This is a genomic window from Rhodopseudomonas palustris, from assembly GCF_003591005.1.
Classification (GTDB): Bacteria; Pseudomonadota; Alphaproteobacteria; order Rhizobiales; family Xanthobacteraceae; genus Rhodopseudomonas; species Rhodopseudomonas palustris_K.
This window is the reverse complement of sequence record NZ_QYYD01000012.1, coordinates 1-22,055: the sequence shown is the minus strand read 5'-3', so window position 1 is coordinate 22,055 and position 22,055 is coordinate 1. Positions and strand designations below refer to the sequence as shown.

General features: G+C 65.8%; 17 protein-coding genes and 1 pseudogene. 8 read left to right on the top strand and 10 right to left on the bottom strand.

Going from position 1 to position 22,055, the window contains the following annotated elements:
• Positions 1-2: 2 nt before the first annotated feature.
• The 4 genes from kdpA to D4Q52_RS12980 form a co-directional block, all read right to left on the bottom strand.
• Positions 3-1,706, bottom strand: coding sequence for a potassium-transporting ATPase subunit KdpA (gene kdpA, locus D4Q52_RS12995; protein ID WP_119856995.1), 1,704 nt, complete (start codon positions 1,704-1,706; stop codon positions 3-5).
• A 10-nt stretch (positions 1,707-1,716) separates the two neighbouring features.
• Positions 1,717-1,806, bottom strand: coding sequence for a K(+)-transporting ATPase subunit F (gene kdpF, locus D4Q52_RS12990; RefSeq protein ID WP_119856994.1), 90 nt, complete (start codon positions 1,804-1,806; stop codon positions 1,717-1,719).
• 238 nt (positions 1,807-2,044) lie between these two features.
• Positions 2,045-4,762 carry a bifunctional diguanylate cyclase/phosphodiesterase gene (locus tag D4Q52_RS12985; protein ID WP_119856993.1) on the bottom strand — a complete coding sequence of 906 codons (2,718 nt, stop codon included), beginning with the start codon at positions 4,760-4,762 and terminating at the stop codon, positions 2,045-2,047.
• A 226-nt stretch (positions 4,763-4,988) separates the two neighbouring features.
• The gene (locus D4Q52_RS12980) at positions 4,989-5,393 is read right to left on the bottom strand and encodes a hypothetical protein (protein WP_119856992.1); all 405 of its coding nucleotides are present in this window, start codon (positions 5,391-5,393) and stop codon (positions 4,989-4,991) included.
• Between the two features lie 387 nt (positions 5,394-5,780).
• On the opposite strand from D4Q52_RS12980, the gene D4Q52_RS12975 reads away from it, so the two are divergent.
• Positions 5,781-5,975, top strand: coding sequence for a hypothetical protein (locus tag D4Q52_RS12975; protein ID WP_234831185.1), 195 nt, complete (start codon positions 5,781-5,783; stop codon positions 5,973-5,975).
• Here the strand turns inward: D4Q52_RS12975 and D4Q52_RS12970 are convergent.
• The 4 genes and pseudogenes from D4Q52_RS12970 to D4Q52_RS12955 all read right to left on the bottom strand — a co-directional run bounded on the left by D4Q52_RS12970 (position 5,972) and on the right by D4Q52_RS12955 (position 10,009).
• Positions 5,972-7,234, bottom strand: coding sequence for an acyl-CoA dehydrogenase family protein (locus D4Q52_RS12970; protein ID WP_119856991.1), 1,263 nt, complete (start codon positions 7,232-7,234; stop codon positions 5,972-5,974). The two genes, D4Q52_RS12975 and D4Q52_RS12970, sit on opposite strands and share 4 nt — an antisense overlap.
• Positions 7,235-7,303: 69 nt before the next feature.
• Positions 7,304-7,645: a c-type cytochrome gene (locus D4Q52_RS12965; RefSeq protein ID WP_119856990.1), complete on the bottom strand. Its 342-nt coding sequence runs from the start codon at positions 7,643-7,645 to the stop codon at positions 7,304-7,306.
• A gap of 6 nt (positions 7,646-7,651) precedes the next feature.
• A pseudogene (locus D4Q52_RS12960) lies at positions 7,652-8,087 on the bottom strand (hypothetical protein).
• A gap of 125 nt (positions 8,088-8,212) precedes the next feature.
• The gene (locus tag D4Q52_RS12955; RefSeq protein ID WP_119856989.1) at positions 8,213-10,009 is read right to left on the bottom strand and encodes a putative bifunctional diguanylate cyclase/phosphodiesterase; all 1,797 of its coding nucleotides are present in this window, start codon (positions 10,007-10,009) and stop codon (positions 8,213-8,215) included.
• Between the two features lie 172 nt (positions 10,010-10,181).
• On the opposite strand from D4Q52_RS12955, the gene D4Q52_RS12950 reads away from it, so the two are divergent.
• Entirely contained in the window at positions 10,182-11,024 is an 843-nt protein-coding gene (locus tag D4Q52_RS12950) for an SDR family NAD(P)-dependent oxidoreductase (protein ID WP_119856988.1), read from the top strand.
• 146 nt (positions 11,025-11,170) lie between these two features.
• Here the strand turns inward: D4Q52_RS12950 and D4Q52_RS12945 are convergent, their stop codons facing one another.
• On the bottom strand, positions 11,171-12,550 hold the full coding sequence (locus D4Q52_RS12945; protein WP_119856987.1) for a cytochrome P450: 1,380 nt from the start codon (positions 12,548-12,550) through the stop codon (positions 11,171-11,173).
• Between the two features lie 120 nt (positions 12,551-12,670).
• Positions 12,671-14,005, bottom strand: a complete 1,335-nt coding sequence (locus D4Q52_RS12940; protein WP_234831183.1) for an adenylate/guanylate cyclase domain-containing protein — start codon at positions 14,003-14,005, stop codon at positions 12,671-12,673.
• A 142-nt stretch (positions 14,006-14,147) separates the two neighbouring features.
• Between D4Q52_RS12940 and htpX the strand changes: the two genes are divergently transcribed.
• The 6 genes from htpX to D4Q52_RS12910 all read left to right on the top strand — a co-directional run bounded on the left by htpX (position 14,148) and on the right by D4Q52_RS12910 (position 21,803).
• On the top strand, positions 14,148-15,125 hold the full coding sequence (gene htpX, locus D4Q52_RS12935) for a zinc metalloprotease HtpX (RefSeq protein WP_119856985.1): 978 nt from the start codon (positions 14,148-14,150) through the stop codon (positions 15,123-15,125).
• A gap of 292 nt (positions 15,126-15,417) precedes the next feature.
• Positions 15,418-16,839 carry an MFS transporter gene (locus D4Q52_RS12930; RefSeq protein WP_119857114.1) on the top strand — a complete coding sequence of 474 codons (1,422 nt, stop codon included), beginning with the start codon at positions 15,418-15,420 and terminating at the stop codon, positions 16,837-16,839.
• Positions 16,840-17,030: 191 nt separating this feature from the next.
• Positions 17,031-18,068, top strand: a complete 1,038-nt coding sequence (locus D4Q52_RS12925) for a branched-chain amino acid ABC transporter permease (protein ID WP_119856984.1) — start codon at positions 17,031-17,033, stop codon at positions 18,066-18,068.
• Entirely contained in the window at positions 18,065-19,837 is a 1,773-nt protein-coding gene (locus D4Q52_RS12920; protein ID WP_119856983.1) for an ABC transporter permease subunit, read from the top strand. The genes D4Q52_RS12925 and D4Q52_RS12920 overlap by 4 nt, the downstream gene beginning before the upstream one ends.
• Entirely contained in the window at positions 19,834-20,556 is a 723-nt protein-coding gene (locus D4Q52_RS12915; RefSeq protein WP_119856982.1) for an ABC transporter ATP-binding protein, read from the top strand. The genes D4Q52_RS12920 and D4Q52_RS12915 overlap by 4 nt, the downstream gene beginning before the upstream one ends.
• Before the next feature lie 92 nt (positions 20,557-20,648).
• Positions 20,649-21,803, top strand: coding sequence for an ABC transporter substrate-binding protein (locus tag D4Q52_RS12910; protein WP_119856981.1), 1,155 nt, complete (start codon positions 20,649-20,651; stop codon positions 21,801-21,803).
• Positions 21,804-22,055: the final 252 nt, after the last annotated feature.

The following is a 22,055-nucleotide window of genomic DNA, read 5'->3' as shown; positions in this document are numbered from 1 at the left end:
GATCAGTAAGCGGCGCCGTGGAGCATCGCCAGATGCTCGACGATCGGACCGACAGCGAGTGCGGGGAAGAAGGTGAGGCCGCCGACGATCAGGATGACGCCGACCAAGAGGCCGACGAACAGCGGACCGCCCGTCGGGAAGGTGCCGCTGGTGGCGGCGACCTTCTTCTTGCCGGCGAGCGAGCCGGCGATCGCCATCGCCGGCACGATCATCCAGAACCGGCCGAAGAACATCGTCGCCGCGCCGGCAAGGTTGTAGAACGGCGTATTGCCGGTGAGGCCGCCGAACGCCGAGCCGTTATTGGCGGCTTGCGACGTGAAGGCGTACAGCACTTCCGAGAAGCCGTGCGGGCCGGAATTGGCCATCGACGCCACCGCCGGTGGGTACACCACGGCGATCGCCGTGAAGCCGAGCATGAACAGCGGCAGCACCAGGATCGCCAGCATCGCCATCTTGACCTCGCGGGCCTCGATTTTCTTGCCGACATATTCGGGCGTGCGGCCGACCATCAAGCCGGCCAGGAAGATGGTGATGATGACGAACAGCAGCATGCCGTAGAGCCCGGCGCCGACGCCGCCGATCACGATCTCGCCGAGCTCCATGTTGATCAGCGGGATCATGCCGCCAAGCGCCGTGAAGCTGTCGTGCATGGCGTTGACGGCGCCGCAGGACGCCGCGGTGGTGATCACCGCGAACAACGCCGAGGCGACAATGCCGAAGCGGACCTCTTTGCCTTCCATGTTGCCGCCGGTGAGCCCGAGCGACTGCAGGATCTGTGTGCCGTTGGCTTCGGCCCAATAACAGACGGCGACACCGGCGATGAACAGCACGCCCATCGCGGCGAGGATGGCCCAGCCCTGGCGCTGGTCGCCGACCATGCGGCCGAACACGTTGGTGAGCGCCGCGCCGAGCGCGAAGATCGACAGCATCTGCACGAAGTTCGACAGCGCCGTCGGGTTCTCGAACGGATGCGCGGCGTTGGCGTTGAAAAAGCCGCCGCCGTTGGTGCCGAGCATCTTAATGGCGACCTGCGAGGCCACCGGGCCGAGCGCCAGCGTCTGCTTGCCGCCTTCGAGCGTCGTGGCGTCGACATAGGCACCGAGCGTCTGCGGCATGCCCTGCCAGACTAGGAACAGCGTGAAGACTACGCTGAGCGGCAGCAGCACGTAGAGGGTGCAGCGGGTGACGTCGACCCAGAAGTTTCCGACGGTGTTGGCGGAGGCGCGGGCGAAGCCGCGGATCAGCGCCACCGCCAACACGATGCCGGTCGCTGCCGACAGGAAGTTCTGCACCGTCAGCCCGAGCATCTGGCTGAGATACGACATGGTGCTTTCGCCGCCGTAGTTCTGCCAGTTGGTGTTGGTGAGGAACGACACCACGGTGTTGAAGGTGAGATCCGGCGCCACCGCAGACTGGTCCGCGGGGTTGAGCGGCAGCACGCTCTGCAGCCGCAGCAGCGCGTACAGCAGCACGAAGCCGGCGGCGTGAAACAGCAGCATCGCCACCGTGTAGGTCAGCCAATGCTGTTCGCGTTCGGGATCGACGCCGGCGAGCCGATACAGTCCGGCCTCGACCGGCCGCAGTGCGAACGACAGCGGTGTGGTCTGGCCGTTGAAGACACGGGTGAGATAGGCGCCGAGCAGCGGCGTCAGCGCCACGATGATCGCGCCGAACAGCACGATCTGGGTCCAACCGATCAGGGTCATGGCGGCGCTCCTAAAACCGCTCTGGGCGCAGCAGCGCGTAGACCAGATAGATGAGCAGCAGCGCGCAAACCGACGCGGCGAATGCGTAGTCGAACGTCATGGGTGCGCTCCTTAAATCCGTTCGCACGCGTAGGCGTAGCCGATCGTGACGGCGAACAGGCTGAATCCAAACAGGAGCATGAGAAAGTCGAGCATCGAAGCCTCCAGATGATGGCAACGATCCAGCTAGGCCCCCACCCATAAGGAAGCGATGCGGAAATCACCGCGCCGGCATAAAGCCGGCATAAAGACCCGTGCTGCGTAGGTGCGCTCAGGCAGGCGCGATTAGATGCGCGACGTCAGGCTGCTCGTGTGCCGCGATGCTCGTCCAATAGCGAGCGGAACTTGCGGGCGGGCACCGCCGGGCTGAACAGCCATCCCTGCATCTGGGTGCAACCGAGCGCGCGCAGGATATCACGTTGACTCTCGGTTTCCACGCCTTCGGCGGTCGTCGTCATGTCGCGCGACGCCGCGATATTGACGATTGCTTCGATGATTGCCGTCGAGGTGTTGGTGCCGTCAACGCTGTCGATGAAAGCGCGATCGATTTTGATCTTGTCGAACGGGAAGCGCTGCAGATAGCTCAGCGACGAGTAGCCGGTGCCGAAATCATCCAGCGAGATTCGCACGCCGAGCGCCCGCAATTGGTTCAGCGTCGCCAGCGCTGCGTCGTCGTCGTGGATCAGCACCGCTTCGGTGACTTCGAGTTCAAGCCGCCGCGCCGGCAGCCCCGTCGATCCCAGTACCGAGGCGACCAGCAGCGCCAGCGTCTGCTGGCGGAATTGTACCGGCGAAATGTTCACCGCGAGCGTAATGTCGTCATCCCACAGGGCCGCTTCGGCGCAGGCCGCAGCCAGCGTCCAGCCGCCGATCTCGTTGATCAAACCGGTATCTTCGGCAATCGGAATGAACTCGGCGGGTGAGATCAGGCCGCGCGTCGGATGCCGCCAGCGCAGCAGCGCTTCGCAGCCGGTGATTGTATTGGTGCGCAGGTCGACCAGCGGCTGATAGTGAATTTCGAAGCCGCCGCCGACAATAGCGTGGCGCAGGTCGAATTCGAGCTCGCGCCGGGCGCGGGCGACGGCGTCCATGGCGGGCTCGAAGAACCGGAAGGTCCGCCTGCCGCCGGCCTTGGCGCCGTACATTGCGAGGTCGGCATTCTTGACGAGCTGATCGATGTCGGCCCCGTCGCGCGGCGCGATCGCCACGCCGAGCGAGGCATCGCTCGACAGATGGTGGCCGAGGCACTGATACGGCCTGCGGATCGCCTGATGGATGTGCTCGACCAGCGAGGTCGCGCGCTTAGTGTCGCCGTCGCTGGCGGCGATGATGGCGAATTCGTCGCCGCCGAGCCGCGCCACGAAATCACCCGGGCCGACGCAGCCGCGCAGCCGCACCGCGACCTGCTTGAGCAGTTCGTCGCCGATCGGATGGCCGAGCGTGTCGTTGATACTCTTGAACTCATCGATATCGATGTAAATCAGCGCGAAGCTGCCACCGTGCCGGCAGCGTTGCAGCTCCAACTCCAGCCGTTGGCGGAACAGGCTGCGGTTCGGCAGATCGGTCAGGCTGTCGTAATGCGCCAGATAGGCGATTCGTTCGCTGTCGCGGATCCGCTCGGTGATGTCTTCGTGGGTCGAGACCCAGCCGCCGCCCGGCACCGGGACGCTGGAGATCTGGATCGAACGATCGTCCGAGCCGTGCTTGTCGGCGGTCTTCTCCACGATCACCGCCTGAATGATCCGGCTGCAATACTCGTCGACGTCGCCTTTGAACGAGCCGACTTCCTTGCGATGTGCGACGATGTCGCGGAAGCTGCAGCCCGGCTTCACGATGTCCGGCGACATTCCGTACATCTCGATATAGCGCTGGTTGCAGACGACCAGCCGCGCCTCCGCGTCGAACAGCAGCAGGCCCTGCGACATGTTGTTGATGGCGGTGTTGAGCCGCTGCTTGTCGACCGCCAGCTTGGCCTGGGTGGCATGATGATGCCTGCTGATCTGGCGAACGATCAGTAGCAGGATCACGGCGACGACCGACGCCGACACCGCGGCAGCGACGATCAGCAGCCGGGTCTGCTTGCGCCAGGCGACGAGCGCCTCGTCCACGGTGGTGGCGGTGACCACGACGATCGGCAGGCCGCGTAGCGCGTGCGACGAGATCAGGCGGTCGCGGCCGTCGATCGGGCTCTTCACCTGGGTGTTGAGGTTGGTCTGAAACAGCTTGATTCGTTGAGGCGATCCGGAGCGAAAATTCTGACCGATCTGGTCGTCGGCGTGCGGGTAGCGCGCCAGCAGTACACCGTTGCGATGATGGATCGAGATGGCGGAGTCGCCGCCGAGCGAGACCGAGGCGAGGAATTGCTCGATGTGGGCAGGTGTCAGCGACCGGCTGACAACGCCCAGAAAGGCACCGTCGGCACTGGTCATACGCTGCGCCAATACGATGACCCAGCCGCCGGCCAGGGCATCCTGAATCAGCTCGACCGTGACGTTCGACGCTCGGCCCGATGCATGAGCCTGGAAATATTCCCGTTCGGCGATCGACAGGTCGGGGACCGGCCATTGAGCCGAACTGTTGATCAACTGGCCGCGGTGGTTGAAGATTGCCAGCTTGGAGATTTCGGGCCCAGGCTGGGTCTTGGCCCGCAGCATTTCATGGGTTTCCAGCGTCGCCATCTGGCCGCTGAAGGCCTCCGGTGAGCGGAACTGCGATTGCCGGGCATTGGCGGCGACCTCGGTCTGGACAGTGAGAAAATTCTCGAATTCCCGGTCGTAGTGGTGGGCCAGCAGCATCGCCGTATTGGCGAGTTCGCGTTCACTGTTTTTCAGAGCCTTGCCGCGCAGGTCGCCGACCATGGCGGTGGTCACCGCCGCAATCAGGATGATCAGCAGCGCCCCGCATCCCATCAGCAGCGCCACCGGACGTTGATGCAAAAGGTTGCCGATAGCGGCCCGCTCCGCCGAGCCGGACGGATCGGAAGCGGCCCCATTGCCGGTATGCGTACTGATCGTCATGTTGCGACGAATAACCACTAGTGATGGAAGCCGGGTTAGGATTCACGGTAATCAAACCTTAAAATGGAACCCTGAAATCTGCAGACGTTGTTTGCCCAGGCTATGGCTCGCCGCCGCCGTGCGGGCTCGTGCTCGACTTGCGTCGGCGTCCGGACAGCAAAAAGGCCGGCGTTTGCAGCGCCGGCCTTGAATTTATCGGGACTTTCCTGCGCCGGCGGCGCGGGGATCAGTTGATGCGGGTGCCGGGCTGTGCCGTCACCGCTTTGGTATTGCGGTAAACTTCGAAAACGCCGAGCGCCAGCGCGGCCGCATAAATAAAGACGACAAGGTTGCGGGGCAGCAGCATCGCCGCAGCAATCAGCGCAACCGTGATCGTGGTCGCCTTCACCAGCTTCTGTTCGTCGATGAACAGCGCCTTGAACCGCTCCAGGTTCTCGGGCTTCCACAGTGGTGGGTTCAAGGATTGCAGTCCGAACCGGTCCCACGCACCCTTGAAGCCGAGGTCGCGCGCCCACAGCAGGAACAGAGCTATCAGGAAAGTGAGCAGCGCAACAAGCGCCCCGGGTGGGCCGCCCGCGTAGCCGATCACGACAATCAAAGCGGCGGCAAAAGCAGCAAGCCAGATTTGCATGTGAGATACCTATGTTCACCCGTCATCACGGGTGCCTTTTCAGGTTCATCCACGCTCGCGCCACGCGGGCGGAGGGAAAGGACGGCGCACGCGCGACCCATCACGCAAACTGCCTCCACGACACGGTTCGTGGAGGCGTCGGCACGGGCCGATGCCAACCTTGCTGAAATAAAACGAACCGAAAACAGCCGCCAGTCAGGCGAATTGCTGACAGTCGACTCCGGACGAAGGCCATTTACGGACGCGGCAGGGGATCACAGCGCAGATCGGCGGCTCACGGCTCGAGATCGCGCGCAGCCGCGCCGCATCGGTATTCCTACGAGCCGGCATTTTAATCACTGCGTAACGACGTTGCCGGGATAGTCGCCGCCGACGGAGTTCAGCCCCATGATGACGCAGACGCTTGAAACCACCGACGTGAAGGAGGCTCGCCGCTCGCGCATCGCGCAGTTCAGCGGTCGTGCGGCGACCATCAAGATCGGCGGTTCGTCCATTACCGGCATCGTCCGCGCCGTCAAGGAAGACAAGTCCGGCAACGCCCCGCGCTGGCTGGTGACGGTGATCGAGAAACCGAAGGCCTAACGCAGCAGCTGCGTCGGCGGGACGAACTGACAGGCATTGCGTCCGGCCTGTGCCCGCGCCGCCGCCAATTCGGCCCTTGCCACAACCCGCAGGTGGACCTCGTCCGGTCCGTCGAGAAAACGCATCGCCCGCCCCCAGGTCCACAGATAGGCGAGCGGCGTATCCGGCGTCAGCCCCATCGCGCCGAACACCTGCATGGCGCGGTCGACGATCCGGGTCTGCAGCCGCGCCGCCACCAGCTTGATGGCCGAGACGTCGACGCGGGCCGCCGCATTGCCCTCGCAGTCCATGCGATGCGCCGCCCGCAGCACCAGCAACCGCGCCTGATCGATTTCCAACCGCGATTCCGCGATCCAGTCCTGGATGTTGGCGTAGTCGGCCAGATGCCTGCCAAACGCCTTGCGCTCCAGCGCGCGCTCGCACATCAGCTCGAGCGCGACCTCGCATTGACCGATCGTGCGCATGCAATGGTGCACGCGGCCCGGCCCGAGCCGGTCCTGCGCCAGCCGGAAGCCCTTGCCCTCCTGGCCCAGCAGATTGGCGGCCGGCACCCGGACATTGCGGAAAAGCAGCTCGCAATGCCCTTCGGGCGCGTGGTGGTGCATGATCGGGATGTCTCGGACCACGCTCAGCCCCGGTGTGTCCATTGGCACCAGCAGCATCGAGTGCCGTTCGGTCGAGGACGCGTCGAGATGCTCGCCCGTCATCCCCATCACGATCGCAAGCTTGCAGTTCGGATGCGCGGCGCCGGTGATAAACCATTTGCGGCCGTTGATCACGTAGTCGTCGCCATCCCGGACCATGCTGGTCCGGATGTTGCGCGCATCCGACGACGCTGCGTCCGGCTCGCTCATCGCGAAGCAGGAGCGGATCTCGCCGATCAACAATGGTTCGAGCCATCGGGAGCGCTGCTCGGGCGTCGCTGCGAGCTGCAGCAGCTCCATGTTGCCGGTGTCGGGCGCGTTGCAATTGAAGACTTCGGATGCCCAGTGCACGCGTCCCATGATCTCGGCGAGCGGGGCGTATTCGAGATTGGTCAGCCGCTGTCCCGGGTCGTCGTCGCCGAGCCCGGGCAGAAACAGGTTCCAGAGGTCTTCGGAGAACGCCCGCGACTTCAGCCGCTCGATCAGCGCCAGCGGATAGCGGCCGGCCGCTACCTCGTGGTGCCAGGCGACGTTCTGCGGCTCGACGTGAAACCGCATGAAGTCGTTGAGCTGCGCGCGCAGCCGCTGGACCTTGTCGCTGTGGTCGAAGTCCATGCGCCCTTCACCGATTGCAGCCGCGGCGCGGTGCTCGAAATGGAGATGGGCCGTGCTGCTCCGGCCGCATCAGTCGCGCTTGAGGCTGAGGATGTAGCGGACGATCTCGTCCGCATCCGCGGGCGCGATGATGAAGTTCGGCATGTTGGCATGGCTCGACCGCAGGAACACCTTCAGCGACAATTCGGTTGCCGAGGGCATGTCGGCGATGCGTTGGAAGGCGGGGCCCCTGCCGCTCGTTATCTCGCCGCGTTCCACCGCGTGGCAGTCGGCGCACCAATTCACCGCCATGCGATGGCCGGCGGCGATCGCCTCGGGCAAGGCCGAGGCTTGAGCGCGGTGCGGCTGGGGCATCAGCAGCACCGCGGCGATCAGAGCGGTGGTTGCAAACCAGACCGCGCCTTTGCGCATCGGCGCTCAGTGCCGGGCGGTCGAGGGCGAGGTGTGGACGTCGTCGCCGAGCGCGTCGAGCGTCACCTTGTTGGCGCAGTAGGCCTGGTAGTGCTCGGCCACCGAGCCGTCGGCGAGATCGTGGTCGCACTCGCTCTTATGGCGGCACAGCGCGCAGACGCGTTCGAGGTCGCGCAGCACCAGCGGCTGCGTCCGGGCGATCGCGTCTTCGTCGATGCCCAACGCCTTGAGCAGTTGCGGCAGTTCGTCGATCTTATGTGGTCCCTGGCGAACCAGTTCGTCGAGATCAGTCGAGGTGACGCCGAGATCGTGCGCGATGCGGCCGAATTCAGCCGCGTCGAACTGGCACATCTCGGTGACTTCGCGGCGATTGCTTGAGCCAGGTGGCGAAGGTGTCGATCAGGCGATCGACGAAGGGGTAGGGGCGGGAGTGGGCAGGCATGACGCCCTCCGGATCTGTCCTTGGAGTGGCGCGACCATCGCCGATGAGCGGGTCAGTCACATTGCGTTAGATCAAGCCAAAAATACCGTAGTTCTCCGGAGCCTCGGCCCGCCCATCAAGGCAAGCTACGCGCGACCGGCGTTCGCGCGCGACATCGCCGCGCGGGCCGGTTCGGCGGTCCGGCCATAGGCGCTGGCGCGGCCGCTGGCCTGCGCGGCCGGCTTCAACTCTTCGAGGAAGATCGGCTTGGAGAAGTAGTAACCCTGCGCATAGCGGATCTTGGTAGCGGCCTGGAGGTAGGCCAGTTCCTCGAAAGTCTCGAGTCCTTCGGCGATCACCGTCATGCCGAGCGCTTCGCTCAGCGACTCGATCGCCTTGAGGATGCCCTGGCTGCGCGGCCGCTTATGGATGTCGGTAATGAACGAGCGGTCGATCTTGATCTCGTCGGCAGTGATGTCGGCGAGTGCCGACAGCGACGAATAGCCGATGCCGAAATCGTCGATCGAGATGCCGACGCCGATCTGCCGCAGCAGCGGCAGAATCTCGCTCTGGAAGTGACTCTTGGCGACGAATGCGTCTTCCGTCACCTCGACGATGAAGCGTGACGGAAATCCGGTGGCGGCGAGCGCTGCGCAGAACGATCGCATGAAATCGAAATTGCCGGCCTGCTTGGCGGCGACGTTGATACTGATGCTGACGCCTTCCCCGAACGTGTCGTTGATCAGGTCGATCGACTTCGTGATCTCGGCAAGGACCAGATGGGTCAACTCGTCGATCAGCCCGAGTTCGACCGCGAGATCGACGAAAGTACCGGGCGCCTGGATAACGCCGTTGTCGTCGCGCAGTCGCACCAGTGCCTCGATGCCCTTGATGTCGCGGGTCCGGATATCGACCTTGGGCTGAAACGCGCAGCAGAACCGCTTGTCGAGGATCGCCTGGCGCAGCGATTGCTCGATCGCCATCCGCTCCAGCGCTTCGTGCTCCATTGCGACATCGAACATCACCACGCCGCCTTTGATGGCGCTCTTGACGCGGTACATCGCGATGTCTGCGTTCTGGCGCAGCGCATCGAAGCTGCGGCCGTGCTCGGGATACAGGCTGACGCCCGTCGAGGCGGAAGCGAACAGTTCGGAACCATCGATATAGAACGGCGCCCGCAGCCGCTGCAGCAGGAATTCGATGTAGTCGGCGACCTCGTCGCGGCTCTGAATCGGATTCAGCAAAAGCAGGAATTCGTCGCCGCTGATCCGCGACAGCGTGTCGGTGCTACGCAATTCGAGGCCGAGCCGCTTGGCGACGCCGACGAGCAGCGCGTCGCCGACCGCATGGCCGTAGTAATCGTTGATGTGCTTGAAATTGTCGATGTCGAGAAAGGCCAGCGCGAAGCGACTTGCCGGCCCGTCGTCGCGCAGCAACGCGTCGGCGCGGCGTTCGATCACGCTGCGGTTCGGCAGCCCGGTGAGTTCGTCGAAGTAAGCGCGGCGGAACAGCCGGTCTTCGATGGCCTTCTGTTCGGTGATGTCGCAAGCGCTCGACAGCAGCAGCCGGTGTCCGCCGAGTTCGATCGGTCGATGCGCCGTCAGATACGTCCGGGCGGTGGTGGCGGCGCCGATCTGCTTCTCGATGACGGCCGGCCGACCCGCTGCCAGCAGTGCCATCGCTTCGACGCGGTGCTGATCGTGGGGTGAATGGAACTGGTCCGATGCTATCCAGGCTGCGGCAGCATCGTTAACGATCAGGAAATCGCCGCGCTCGTCCTGCACGGTGACGGCGGACGGCAGCGCGTGAAGGATCGAGTGCAGCAATTCAAGGTCAAAAACGCGAGATGCCGCGCGCAATCGATTCTCGGTCGCGACCAAGTCCTCGCCGGCCGGCAATTCCGCCGCTGGGGACGAAAGTTGGGGAGTCGCTGCGCTGCACATCGCGGCGGACAATGGCAAGCTTGGTTGTAATATTGGTTAAGTCACACCTCTAAAACTCGCCTCGATCCTGCGACGCTTTCGATTTGCATTGCGACAGCGCGATTTGTCATTAACAGAGGATCAACGACCAGGCCGATGCGGCGGCGACCGCATCCAAACAGGGGAGAGGGCGATGGGACGACTGAGCGGCAAAGTGGCGGTGATCACCGGGGCAACCAGCGGCATCGGCTTGCGGACGGCCGAAGTGTTCGTCGCGGAGGGGGCCAAGGTGGTGATTGCCGGGCGGCGGGCGCCTGAGGGCGACGCGCTGGCCGCTCAGCTCGGCACTGCCTGCATCTTCCGCCAGACCGACGTGACGCAAGAAGAGCAGATGAAGGCGCTGATCGACGCGGCGGTCGACAGCTTCGGGCGGATCGACTGCCTTTTCAACAATGCCGGCGGGCCGGCGCAGACCGGCGGCATCGAGGGGCTCGAGGTCGATCGCTTCGACGCCGCGATGGCGACGCTGGTGCGCAGCGTCATGCTGGGCATGAAGCACGCCGCCCCGCATATGAAGAAGCAGGGCTCCGGCAGCATCATCAACAACGGCAGCATCGCTGGCAGGCTTGCCGGGTTCTCGTCGTCGCTCGTGTACGGCGCCGCGAAGGCAGCGGTGATCCATTTCACCAAATGCGTGGCGATGGAACTCGGAGAGTCCGGCGTTCGCGTCAACAGCATCTCGCCCGGCGCGATCGCCACCGGCATCTTCGGCAAGGCGCTCGGGTTGACGACCGAAGCGGCCGAGAAGACCTCGGCGACCATGCGCGAGATCTACAAGACCGCGCAGCCGATCCAGCGCGCCGGCATTCCGGACGATATCGCGCACGCCGCGGTGTTCCTCGCCAGCGACGAGTCGGGCTTCATCAACGGCCATGATCTGGTGATCGACGGCGGCATCACCGGCGGCCGCAACTGGACCCAGCAACAGCAAGGCTACGTCGCGCTGCGCAAGGCGTTCGATCACAGCGAGGGGTGAGACTCGGGTGAAGACCTCGCCCCGTCATTGCAAGGAGCGAAGCGACGAAGCAATCCAGCGCCTAGCACTGCGCTGGATTGCTTCGCTTCGCTCGCAATGACGGGGCGGGCTCATCATCAAGACACGCACCGACAACTGCCGGTAGCTTACCTCACCGGCTCCACATTCACCCGCAGCCCGTCCTTCGGCTTCGGGATCGGCCACATCTGCCAGCTCGACGTATAGTTCGGCGGCAGGCTGACGCTGACGTTCTGCAGCAGGTGCACGGCGAAGCATTTCGCCTGCATGTAGGCGAAGTGCAGGCCGAGGCACATATGGGCGCCGCCGCCGAACGGGATCCAGGCGAAGCGGTGACGGCCGCGCTGCGCTTCGTCGGAGAACCGCAGCGGATCGAACCGGTCGGGATCGGGCCAGATCTCCGGCATGTGGTGGGTGAACAGCGGATTCACCGCCACCATCGTGCCGGCGGGAATCGTGTAGCCTCGGAAAGTGAACTCGCGGGTGGCGCGGCGTGGCAGCGATGGCACCGGCGGCCGCAGCCGCATCGCTTCCTTGAACGCCATTTCGGTCAGCGGCAGGGCGTCGAGCTGCGCAAAGCCGATCGGCTCGCCGGGCTTCAGCCCCAGTGCGGCGACTTCCTCGCGCAGCCTTTGCTGCCAGGGCGGATCGGCGGCCAGCGCGGCGACGAACGAGGTCAGCGACGAGGTCAGCGTGTCGTGCGCCGCCATCATCAGGAAGCTCATATGGTCGATGATGTCCTGGGTCGACAGCAGCGCGCCGTCCTCGTGGGTGGCGCGGCACAGCTGCGAGAACAGATCGTCGCCGCCCTGGGCGCGGCGCAGCGGGATCTGCTCAGCGAAGTACGCGACGATGCGCTTGCGGCCGCGCACGCCGCGCGCCATCGCTGTGCCGGGCCACGGCTTGCGGATCGGCGCCACCGAAGCCGCCACCATATCGACGAAGGCAGCGTTGATCTCTTCGGTTTCGGCACCGATCCGTGTGCCGAGGAACGAGGTTGCGGCGAGGTCGAGCGTTAGCTGCTTCATCGCCGGATAGCATCGCATTTCGCCGGGCGTGGCGCGCCACTGCGCGAAGCGGCGGGCGATGCCGTCGTTGAGCTCGGCCAGATAGGATTGCATCGGCCCGGCCTTGAACGCGACCGACAATGCGCGCCGGTGCAGCCGGTGCTCGTCGAAATCCAGCAGCATCAGGCCGCGCGGAAACAGCAGGTCGAGGATCGAGCCCCAACCGTGGGTCGAGGAAAACAGTTTGCTGTTGTCGAACAGCACGAACTCGTTGGCCTCGGGGCCGAGTAGCGTAATGCTGGTCTCGCCGAGCACCCGGCTGCGATATACCGGCCCATAGGTGCGGGCCATCATCTCGACTTGCCCCTTTGGGTCGGCCAACACTTCGAGGGTGCGGCCGATGATCGGCCAGCCTTCGTCACCGGGAATGTGGGCGAGCGCGCTGCGCTTCGGCGGTGCCGGCCGGGCGACGAGCGATGGGGCCGCGAGCTGGATCGACATGGTGTCCTCCGCGTTTCCTGCAGCCTGCGCGGGGGTTGTGCCCCGTCTTGCGGCTTTGTTGCAGTTGAAAATAGGAGGCGTCTGATCGGCTTGGCAAGTGCTAACTCGGCGCGGGGCCGGTTACGACGCCGCCGTCTGCGGGTGAATAGCGACGACGTCGTGAGGTGCCAGGATCGTCATCGGTGTTGCAACGCCGCGCAGCGGGTAGGCGCCGAGCGGCTCCAGCGGCATGCTGATGTGGCGAGCGGCTGCCGCCGTAATCAGGATGTTGCGCCCGAGGATCTTTTGCAGCGCTTCGACCCGGCTGGCTTCATTGACGGCCGGGCCGATCACCGTGAAGTCGAGCCGGTTGGGGGCGCCGATATTGCCGAAGAACACCTCGCCCTCGTGCAGCGCGATCCCGGCCCGCAGCGGCCGCCAGCCCTCGATGGCAGCAAGGCCCGGCGGCGGTTCTCTGTTCAGCCGGGCAAGTCCGGCCTGCGCGGCCTGGGCGGCAGCGAGCGCGGCGTCGCCGGCGGCGCAGCCATCGTCGCCGAGCGGAAACACCGCCAGCAATCCGTCGCCGATGAACTTGAGCACTTCACCGCCCTGGGCCAGCACCGCGTCGACAAACACTTCGAAATAGGCGTTGAGCACCGTGATGGTGTCCCAGCCGCTGAGCCGGTCGGACAGGTCGGTGAAGCCGCGCATGTCAGATACCCAGATGATGGCGCGGATCGGCTCGCCGCTGCCGCGCTTGATGTCGCCGCTCAGCACCTTGGCGGCGGCGACTGGGCCCAAATACGCGCCGAGCGCATTGGTGGAGATGCGCACCGCGATGTGGCGCTCGACATGCAAGGTGAACAGCACCAGCACGCGCTTGATCTCGGCCAGGTGCTCGTCGCTGAAGCCGCCCGGGCGTGTCGTCGACAGGGTGACGGCGTGGCGGAAGCCTTCGCCGCCGAGCGGCAGCGCGAAGTATTCGGTATAACCGCCGGCGGCCAAATCACGCATAATCGGAAATTCGGCCTGCGCGGCAGCGTCCTGCGGATTACGACGCAGCGCCGCCCCTTCCTCAAAAATCCGCCGCAGCGGGTTGAGCTTGAATGCGTCGGTGTCGGCGGTTGACTGCTGCACCTGCACTTCGTCGCACAGCCCATCCGACGAGCGCCAGTTCCAGGCGAAGCCGAGCAACTGCGGGTGCAGCGTGCCGATATGCAGCGTGGCGCGATCGATCGGCAGCCCCGCCGCGTTCATCCGCCACAGCAGCGCCTCGAAGGTCAGCAGCAGTTCGCGTTCACGGGACGCCTCGAGCAGCAACCAGCGCTGCAACTCTTCGATGGTCAAAATGTCGGGCGCGCAGCTACGGCCGCGCTGGCTGCGCCGCACGATGGTGACACCAGGCGGATAGACGCGGACGGCGTCGCGCGGCGCAGTCGGGTCGGTCTCGACAGGATGGGGGTCAAGCTCGGTCACTGCGACAATCTGCCCCTTCGGGGGCAGTGCCGCAAGCCGCGACGCGCAGCCGCACAGATCGATCTTGTTCGAACCCAAAGAGTTACCATCTCACGGGAGCGTGACCCGCTGCTCTCGGGAAGCGGCACGCAGGAGAAGGATCATGAGTTACTTCAAGACTGCGATGCTGCTGGCCGGCATGACCGCGCTGTTCATGGGCGTCGGCTACCTGATCGGCGGCGCCAGCGGCGCCCTGATCGCGCTGGTCGTCGCGGCCGGCATGAACATCTTTACGTACTGGAATTCCGACCGGATGGTGCTGTCGATGTACGGCGCCCAGGAGGTCGACGCGCGCACCGCACCGGACCTCCACCGCATGGTCGCGGAATTGGCCGCCCGCGCCGGACTGCCGATGCCGCGGGTGTACATCATGGACAACCCGCAGCCCAATGCGTTCGCGACCGGCCGTAATCCGGAGAACGCCGCCGTGGCGGTGACCACGGGGCTGATGGGCCAACTCAGCCGCGAGGAGCTCGCCGGCGTGGTGGCGCACGAGCTGGCGCACATCAAGCATCATGACACGCTGCTGATGACCGTCACGGCGACGATCGCCGGTGCGATCTCGATGATCGCGCAGTTCGGCATGTTCTTCGGCGGCAACCGCAACAACAGCGGCCCCGGTGTCATCGGTTCGCTGGCGCTGATGATCCTGGCGCCGCTCGGCGCCATGCTGGTGCAGATGGCGATCAGCCGGACCCGCGAATACGCCGCCGACGAGATGGGCGCGCGAATCTGTGGCCAGCCGATGTGGCTCGCCTCGGCGTTGCGCAAGATCGAGGCCGCGGCGCATCAGGTGCCGAACTATGACGCCGAGCGGGCGCCCGCGACCGCGCATATGTTCATCATCAACCCGCTGTCGGGCCAGGGCATGGACAATCTGTTTGCTACCCATCCGTCCACCGACAACCGCGTCGCCGCGCTGCAGCGCCTCGCCGGCGAAATCGGCGGCGGTGGTGCGGCGCGTCCCACCGCATCGGCCACGCGCGGTCCGGCAGCCGGCCCGCGAAGCGGTCAGCCGCGCGGCAGCGGCACCTCGCGCAGCCCGTGGAGCGGTGGCTCGTCTCGCGGCCCGTGGGGATAAGGCTGTCTTTGGATGATGATCGTCGAAGGCCCCGGTTCGCCGGGGCCTTTTCGTTTGAGCACGGCCTCTCCCCGTCATTGCGAGCCAACGGGTCGGCGCAATAGCGCCGCCCGATGACAGGCTCCGCGAAGCAATCCAGCCCCGTGCTCGGCGCTGGATTGCTTCGTCGCTTCGCTCCTCGCAATGACGGAGAGGCAGGAGGCGACCGAATTTACTTACCTCTCTGGTAATCGACCCGACGCAGACTGACTGCAAGGCTGTGCTCGTCGCTCTGCCACCGGGACTCGCCGCCATGCCATCAGCCTCGACCACCACTCCGTTCACCGCCTCTTCGCGCCGCTGGCAGGTGCTGGCGATCGTGGTGGCGGCGCAGTTCATGTTCGGGGTCGATGCGTTCATCGTCAACGTCGCGCTGCCGACGATCGCGATCGATCTGAACGCGTCGTCGTCGCAGCTCGGCGCGGTGATCGCGATCTATCTAATCGGCTATGCGACGCTGATCGTGACCGGCGGCCGGCTCGGCGACATCTACGGCACCAAGACGGTGTTTCTCATTGGCGTCGCCGGCTTTACGCTGACCTCGCTGTGGTGCGGGCTGGCGCAGTCCGGCACCGAGTTGATCCTGGCGCGGCTGGCGCAGGGCACGACCGCGGCGCTGATGGTGCCGCAGGTGCTGGCGACGCTGCACGTGCTGTTTCCCGACGCGGCGCGGGCCAAAGCGTTTGCTATCTACGGCGTCGTGCTCGGGCTTGCCGGTGCGGCCGGCTTTGCAATCGGCGGCCTGCTGGTGACGCTGCATCTCGGCGGCTTCGGCTGGCGAGCGATCTTCTTCGTCAACGGTCCGGTCGGGCTGATCATCATCGCGGCCGCCGTGCTGATCGTCCCGCAGGCGCCGCGACGGCCGGGGACGCGGCTCGATCTGCCGGGCGCGGTCATCCTGTTCGTCGGGCTGCTCGGCATCATCGGGCCGCTCCTGTTCGGCCAGGAACTCGGCTGGGCGCCGTGGATCTGGCTGCCGATGGTGGCCGGCGGCGTGATCGTGGCGCTGTTCCTACGCTACGAGCGGGCGCTGGCGGCGCGCGGCGGCATGCCGTTGATCGATCTCGAGCTACTCAAGGATCCGGCGTTCACGCGCGGGCTCGGCGCGGTGGCCTGCTTCTTCGTCGCCAATCAGTCGTTCTATCTGGTAATCACGCTTTACATGCAGATGGCGCTGCAGATCCCACCGCTGCAGGCCGGGCTGGTGTTCCTGCCGCTGGCATTGGCTTTCGTGATTGCGTCGCGGCACTCCGGCGCGCGCGCCAGACATCGCGGCACGCTGGTGCTGATCGAGGGCTGCCTGCTTCAGATAGCCGGCCTCGCGGTGATCGCGTTGACTGTCGCGACGGTGGCGGCGCCTTCGCCCGTATTGCTGGCGCTGGTGCTGATCGGGGTCGGCTATGGCCAGGGGTTGGTGATGGCGCCGCTGTCCGGCGCGGTGCTCGCCAGCGTGCAGGCGCAGAGTGCCGGCTCGGCCTCCGGGCTGTATGGCACCACCACGCAGATCGCCAACGCCGCCGGCATTGCGGTCTTTGGCGCGCTGTATTTCGCGCTGGCTGATACATCCTCGGGCCGCTTCGCCCTGCTGGTTGCGCTGGCGCTGCTGGCGGCCGCGCTGGTCGGCACCATCGTGCTGCTGCGCTGGATGCGGCGGGCCGCCTTGGTCCCATCGTAGGATATCTCGCGAACGGTCCCTGCATTAGCCTTCCCGTGCTGCGCGTCGGGGATCGCGCGGCCGGGCAGGCTCGTTGGCCGATCCGGCGCTGTCGCGTCATTTCCCTTGAATTGAACGATCGGTTGGTGAATTTTACCAGCCTCAACGAAACTGGACCGCCAAAGTGTCCAGATCGCGCCGGGGGAGGACGCGTGGACACCACGATATTCCTGTTTCTTTTGCAGGACGGCATCATCAACGGTGCAGTCTATGCGCTCGTCGCCATCGCGCTGGTGCTGGTGTTCGCGGTCACGCGCGTCATTCTGGTGCCCCAGGGCGAGTTCGTCGCGTTCACGGCGCTGACCATTGCGGCGCTGGAAAACGGCGTGGCGCCGGCAACGCCGTGGCTTCTGCTGGCGCTCGGCTGCCTCGCGGCAGCGTCCGAACTGATCCGGCATTTTCGCGATCTGACGCTGCGCCGCGTCGCCTTCGTGGTGCTGTTCGACCTGGCGCTGCCGGTGGCGCTGCTGCTGCTGACGCGCGCGCTGGCGCCCATGAAAATGGGTCAGGTCGGCAGCATCCTGCTGGCGATCGCGCTGATCACTCCGATGGGCCCGATGCTGTACCGCATCGCGTTCGAGCCGATCGCCCACGCCAGCGTGCTGGTGCTGCTGATGGCCTCGTTCGGCGTGCACTTCTCGCTGATGGGGCTCGGTCTGTTGTTCTTCGGGCCGGAAGGCACCGGCACCACGCCGCTGTCGTCGCAATCGTTCTCCCTGGGTGAACTGCTGATAACCGGGCAGAGCGTCGCGGTGCTTGTGGTGACGGCTGTGCTGCTGTTGCTGTTCGCGCTGTTCTTCGGCCGCACCCTGCTCGGCAAGGCGCTAAAAGCCTGCTCGTCGAACCGCACCGGGGCACGGCTGGTCGGAATCCCGATCTCGGCCGCAGGGCAGATCGCCTTCGCGCTGGCGGCGCTGATCGGTGCGGTGTCCGGCGCGCTGGTCGGGCCGCTGATGACGGTGGCTTATGATTCCGGCTTCCTGATCGGCCTGAAGGCCTTCGTCGCCGCCATTCTCGGCGGGCTGGTGAGCTATCCGCTGACGGTGCTGGCGGCGCTGACGGTTGGATTCGCCGAGGCGCTGTTTTCGTTCTGGGCCAGCAACTTCAAGGAAGTGCTGGTGTTTACGCTGATCATCCCGGTGCTCGCCTGGCGCTCGATCGTCGCGCCCCACGCCGAGGAATCCGAATGAAGCCCGCTGCGCCCAAGCTGATCCCCGCGGCGATCGCCGCGGCGGTGCTGATCCTGCCGTTCACCGGGCTGATGCCGGACTACTGGATCACGCTGTTCAATTACATCGGCATCTCGAGTCTCGTTGCGATCGGGCTGGTGCTGCTGACCGGCGTCGGCGGCATGACGTCGTTCGGGCAGGCGGCGTTCGTCGGCTTCGGCGCCTACACCACCGGGGTGCTGACGGTGTACTACGGCATCTCGCCCTGGCTGACGTTGCCGGTCGCGCTGCTGGTCACGATGATCGCGGCGCTGCTCGTGGGCGCCATCACGGTGCGGCTCAGCGGTCACTATCTGCCGCTCGGCACCATCGCCTGGGGCATCGCGTTCTACTATCTGTTCGGCAATCTGAACTGGCTCGGCGCCCATGACGGGCTGCCCGGCATTCCGGCGCTGAGGATCGGCGACTACGCGCTGATCGCGCCACGCGATTATTTCGTGGTGGTGTGGGTCGCGGTGGTGCTGGCGGTCATTGCCACCCAGAATTTGCTCGGCGGGCGGGTCGGCCGCGCGGTGCGGGCGTTGCGGCGCTCGACGCGCGCCGCCGAGGCGTTCGGCGTCAACACCGCCGGCGCCAAGCTGATGGTGTTCGTCTATGCGGCGATGCTGGCCGGGCTCGCCGGCTGGCTCTACGCGCATTTCCAGCGCTCGGTGTCGCCGGGGCCGTTCGGCATCACGGCCGGCACCGAATATCTGCTGATGGCCGTGCTCGGCGGCGCCGGCCGGGTCTATGGCGCGATCCTCGGCGCGGCCGGCATCACCTTCCTGCGCGATCAGCTGCAGGATCTGCTGCCCTGGCTGCTCGGCCACACCGGCAATTTCGAGATCATCGCGTTCGGTGCCGTGCTGGTGCTGCTGCTGCAGACGGCGCCCGGCGGGCTGTGGCCGATCCTGTTCGGCCCGCCGCCGCCGCCGAACGTGCCGCCGCCTGCGGAGACCGATCGGCTGCCGGCGCGGCCGCTGCCGCCGCCCGGCACGCCGCTGCTGCAGGCCGAACAGGCGCGCAAGAGTTTTGGCGGGCTGGTGGCCGTCAACGACGTCGGCTTCGAGGTCGAGAGCGGGCGCATCATCGGTCTGATCGGCCCGAACGGCGCCGGCAAGAGCACGACGTTCAACCTGATCACCGGCGTGCTGCCGCTGACGTCGGGCAGGATCGCATTCGAAGGTCATCCGCTCGCCGCGCAGACGCCGCAGCGCGCCGCCCGGCTCGGCCTCGGCCGCACCTTCCAGCACGTCGAGATCGTCGCCGACATGAGCGTGGTCGAGAACGTTGCGCTCGGCGCGCATCTGCGCGGCCGCGCCGGCGTGCTGCGCGCGATCTTCCGGCTCGATCGCGCCGAAGAGGCGCAGTTGCTCGACAGCGCCCGCCGTGCACTCGCCCGTGTCGGCCTTGCCGAGGTGGCGGACGAGCCGGCCGGCACGCTGGCACTCGGTCAGTTGCGGCTGGTCGAAGTGGCGCGCGCGCTGTGTCTCGAGCCGGTACTGCTGCTGCTCGATGAGCCGGCCGCCGGGCTGCGCGTCGGTGAGAAGAAGGCGCTCGCCAGGCTGCTGCGTGAGGTCCGGGCCGAGGGCATGAGCGTGCTGCTGGTCGAGCACGACATGGATTTCGTCATGAGCCTCGCCGACAGGCTCGTGGTGCTCGACTTCGGCACCAAGATCGCCGAGGGCGCGCCGACCGCGATCCGGCAGGACCCGGCCGTGCTCGAAGCCTATCTCGGGGGCGTGTCGTGACCGCGCTGCTCGAGGTGCAAAGCGTCAGCGTCGCCTATGGCCGCGCCGAGGTGGTGCATGACGTTTCGTTGAAGGTCGAACAGGGCGCGCTGGTGACGGTGATCGGCGCCAACGGCGCCGGCAAGACCACGCTGCTCAATGCCGTCATGGGATTGCTCAAGGCGCGCGGCCGACTCGTCTTTCGCGGTGCCGAGATCAGCGGCGTCGCGCTGGAGTCGCGGGTCAAGGCCGGACTGTGCCTGGTGCCGGAACGGCGTGAACTGTTCGCCGACATGGCGGTTGAGGACAATCTGCTGCTTGGCGGCTTTCGCCGAAGCCGCGCCGAGCGCAGCCAGACGATGGAGGAGATCTACGCGCGGCTACCAAGGCTGAAGGAGCGGCGCACTCAGCTCGCCGGCACGCTGTCGGGCGGCGAACGCCAGATGCTGGCGATGGGCCGCGCGCTGATGGCGCGCCCGACCTTGCTGATGCTCGACGAGCCGAGCCTGGGCCTCGCACCGCGGATCGTGCGCGACGTGTTCCACATTCTAACCGATCTGCGCAGGACCGGCGTGTCGATCCTGCTGGTCGAGCAGAACGCCCGTGCGGCGCTTGAAGTTGCCGACTATGCTTATGTGATGGAGCTGGGATCGATTACCAAGCAAGGATCGCCCGCGGACATCGCCGCCGACCCGCGGCTGGTCGAAAGTTATCTCGGTCTCGGCGGGCAAGAGTACTAGAGCATGATCCCGAACAGTGGATACCGGTTTTCGGAAAAGATCATGCTCAAGTCAGAAGCGTACCAACGATAACAAAACGGAGGAGGACGTCCATGCAACAGAGCAAGACCCTGATCGTCGCGGTGGCGGCGATGTTGGCCGGCGTCGGCGCCGCGTCGGCCGACATCAAGATCGGCATCACCATGAGCGCGTCCGGCCCTGGCGCCGCGCTCGGTCAGCCGCAGTCCAAGACGGTGGCGGCGCTGCCCAAGGAGATCGGCGGCGAGAAGATCACTTACTTCGCGCTGGACGACGAGTCCGATCCGACCAAGGCGGCGCAGAACGCTCGCAAGCTGCTGTCGGAAGAAAAGGTCGACGTGCTGATCGGCTCGTCCCTGACGCCGGTCAGCCTGCCGCTGATCGACATCGCGGCCGAAGCCAAGACGCCGCTGATGACGATGGCGGCCGCCGCCATCCTGGTGGCGCCGATGGAAGAGCGGCGCAAATGGGTCTACAAAGTCGTGCCGAACGACGACATCATGGCGGAGGCGATCGGTAAGTACATCGCCAAGACCGGCGCCAAGAAGGTCGGCTACATCGGCTTCTCGGACGCTTATGGCGAAGGCTACTACAAGGTGCTGGCGGCCGCAGCGCCGAAGCTCGGCTTCGAACTGACGACTCACGAGGTCTATGCCCGCAGCGACGCCAGCGTCACCGGCCAGGTGCTGAAGATTATCGCCACCAAGCCCGATGCGGTGTTCATCGCGGCGGCCGGGACGCCCGCCGTGCTGCCGCAGAAAGCGCTGCGCGAGCGTGGCTTCAAGGGGGCGATCTACCAGACCCACGGCGTTGCGACAGAGGAATTCATCAAGCTCGGCGGCAAGGACGTCGAAGGCGCGATCTTCACCGGTGAGGCCTATAGCGGCGCCGAAGATATGCCGGCGGACAGTCCGTTCCGCAAGGTCAAGGCGCGGTTCGTTGACGCCTACAAGGCGGCCAATGGCGGCGCGTTGCCTTCGATCTTCGGCGCGCATCTGTGGGATTCGATGACGCTGGTCGAAAATGCGATCCCTGCGGCGCTGAAGGTCGCCAGGCCCGGCACGCCGGAATTCCGCGCCGCGATCCGCGACCAGATCGAAAAGTCGAAAGACCTGCCGCTCAACAACGGCCTGTCGAACATGACCCCCGACAACCACAACGGCTACGACGAGCGCTCCGCCTTCCTGATCGAAATCCGCGACGGCGCGTTCAGGTTGAAGCAGGAGTAATTGTGACGGTCAGTCCGTGGCGGGCGTAGCGCGAACCCGGAATCTCCTTTGCTCACAACCTCTGGATTCCGGATTCGCGCAGCTCCTGCGCGCCCCGGAATGACCGTGCGGGGCGAAGCGCCCAATCTCCCCTCCCCCTTGCGGGGAGGGGTCGGGGGTGGGGGTCCCCAGGCACTGTGCCCGCGGCCCCCCCCACCCCCGCGACCCCGGGCAGCGGCCCCCACCCCCCCCCAGGGGGGGGGGCCGAGCACC

Bases quoted from the DNA above. Each gene is read 5' to 3' on its own strand.
- kdpA (WP_119856995.1), bottom strand. From the start codon at position 1,706: ATGACCCTGATCGGTTGGACCCAGATCGTGCTGTTCGGCGCGATCATC.
- kdpF (WP_119856994.1), bottom strand. From the start codon at position 1,806: ATGACGTTCGACTACGCATTCGCCGCGTCGGTTTGCGCGCTGCTGCTC.
- D4Q52_RS12985 (WP_119856993.1), bottom strand. From the start codon at position 4,762: ATGACGATCAGTACGCATACCGGCAATGGGGCCGCTTCCGATCCGTCC.
- D4Q52_RS12980 (WP_119856992.1), bottom strand. From the start codon at position 5,393: ATGCAAATCTGGCTTGCTGCTTTTGCCGCCGCTTTGATTGTCGTGATC.
- D4Q52_RS12975 (WP_234831185.1), top strand. From the start codon at position 5,781: ATGATGACGCAGACGCTTGAAACCACCGACGTGAAGGAGGCTCGCCGC.
- D4Q52_RS12970 (WP_119856991.1), bottom strand. From the start codon at position 7,234: ATGGACTTCGACCACAGCGACAAGGTCCAGCGGCTGCGCGCGCAGCTC.
- D4Q52_RS12965 (WP_119856990.1), bottom strand. From the start codon at position 7,645: ATGCGCAAAGGCGCGGTCTGGTTTGCAACCACCGCTCTGATCGCCGCG.
- D4Q52_RS12955 (WP_119856989.1), bottom strand. From the start codon at position 10,009: ATGTGCAGCGCAGCGACTCCCCAACTTTCGTCCCCAGCGGCGGAATTG.
- D4Q52_RS12950 (WP_119856988.1), top strand. From the start codon at position 10,182: ATGGGACGACTGAGCGGCAAAGTGGCGGTGATCACCGGGGCAACCAGC.
- D4Q52_RS12945 (WP_119856987.1), bottom strand. From the start codon at position 12,550: ATGTCGATCCAGCTCGCGGCCCCATCGCTCGTCGCCCGGCCGGCACCG.
- htpX (WP_119856985.1), top strand. From the start codon at position 14,148: ATGAGTTACTTCAAGACTGCGATGCTGCTGGCCGGCATGACCGCGCTG.
- D4Q52_RS12930 (WP_119857114.1), top strand. From the start codon at position 15,418: ATGCCATCAGCCTCGACCACCACTCCGTTCACCGCCTCTTCGCGCCGC.
- D4Q52_RS12920 (WP_119856983.1), top strand. From the start codon at position 18,065: ATGAAGCCCGCTGCGCCCAAGCTGATCCCCGCGGCGATCGCCGCGGCG.
- D4Q52_RS12910 (WP_119856981.1), top strand. From the start codon at position 20,649: ATGCAACAGAGCAAGACCCTGATCGTCGCGGTGGCGGCGATGTTGGCC.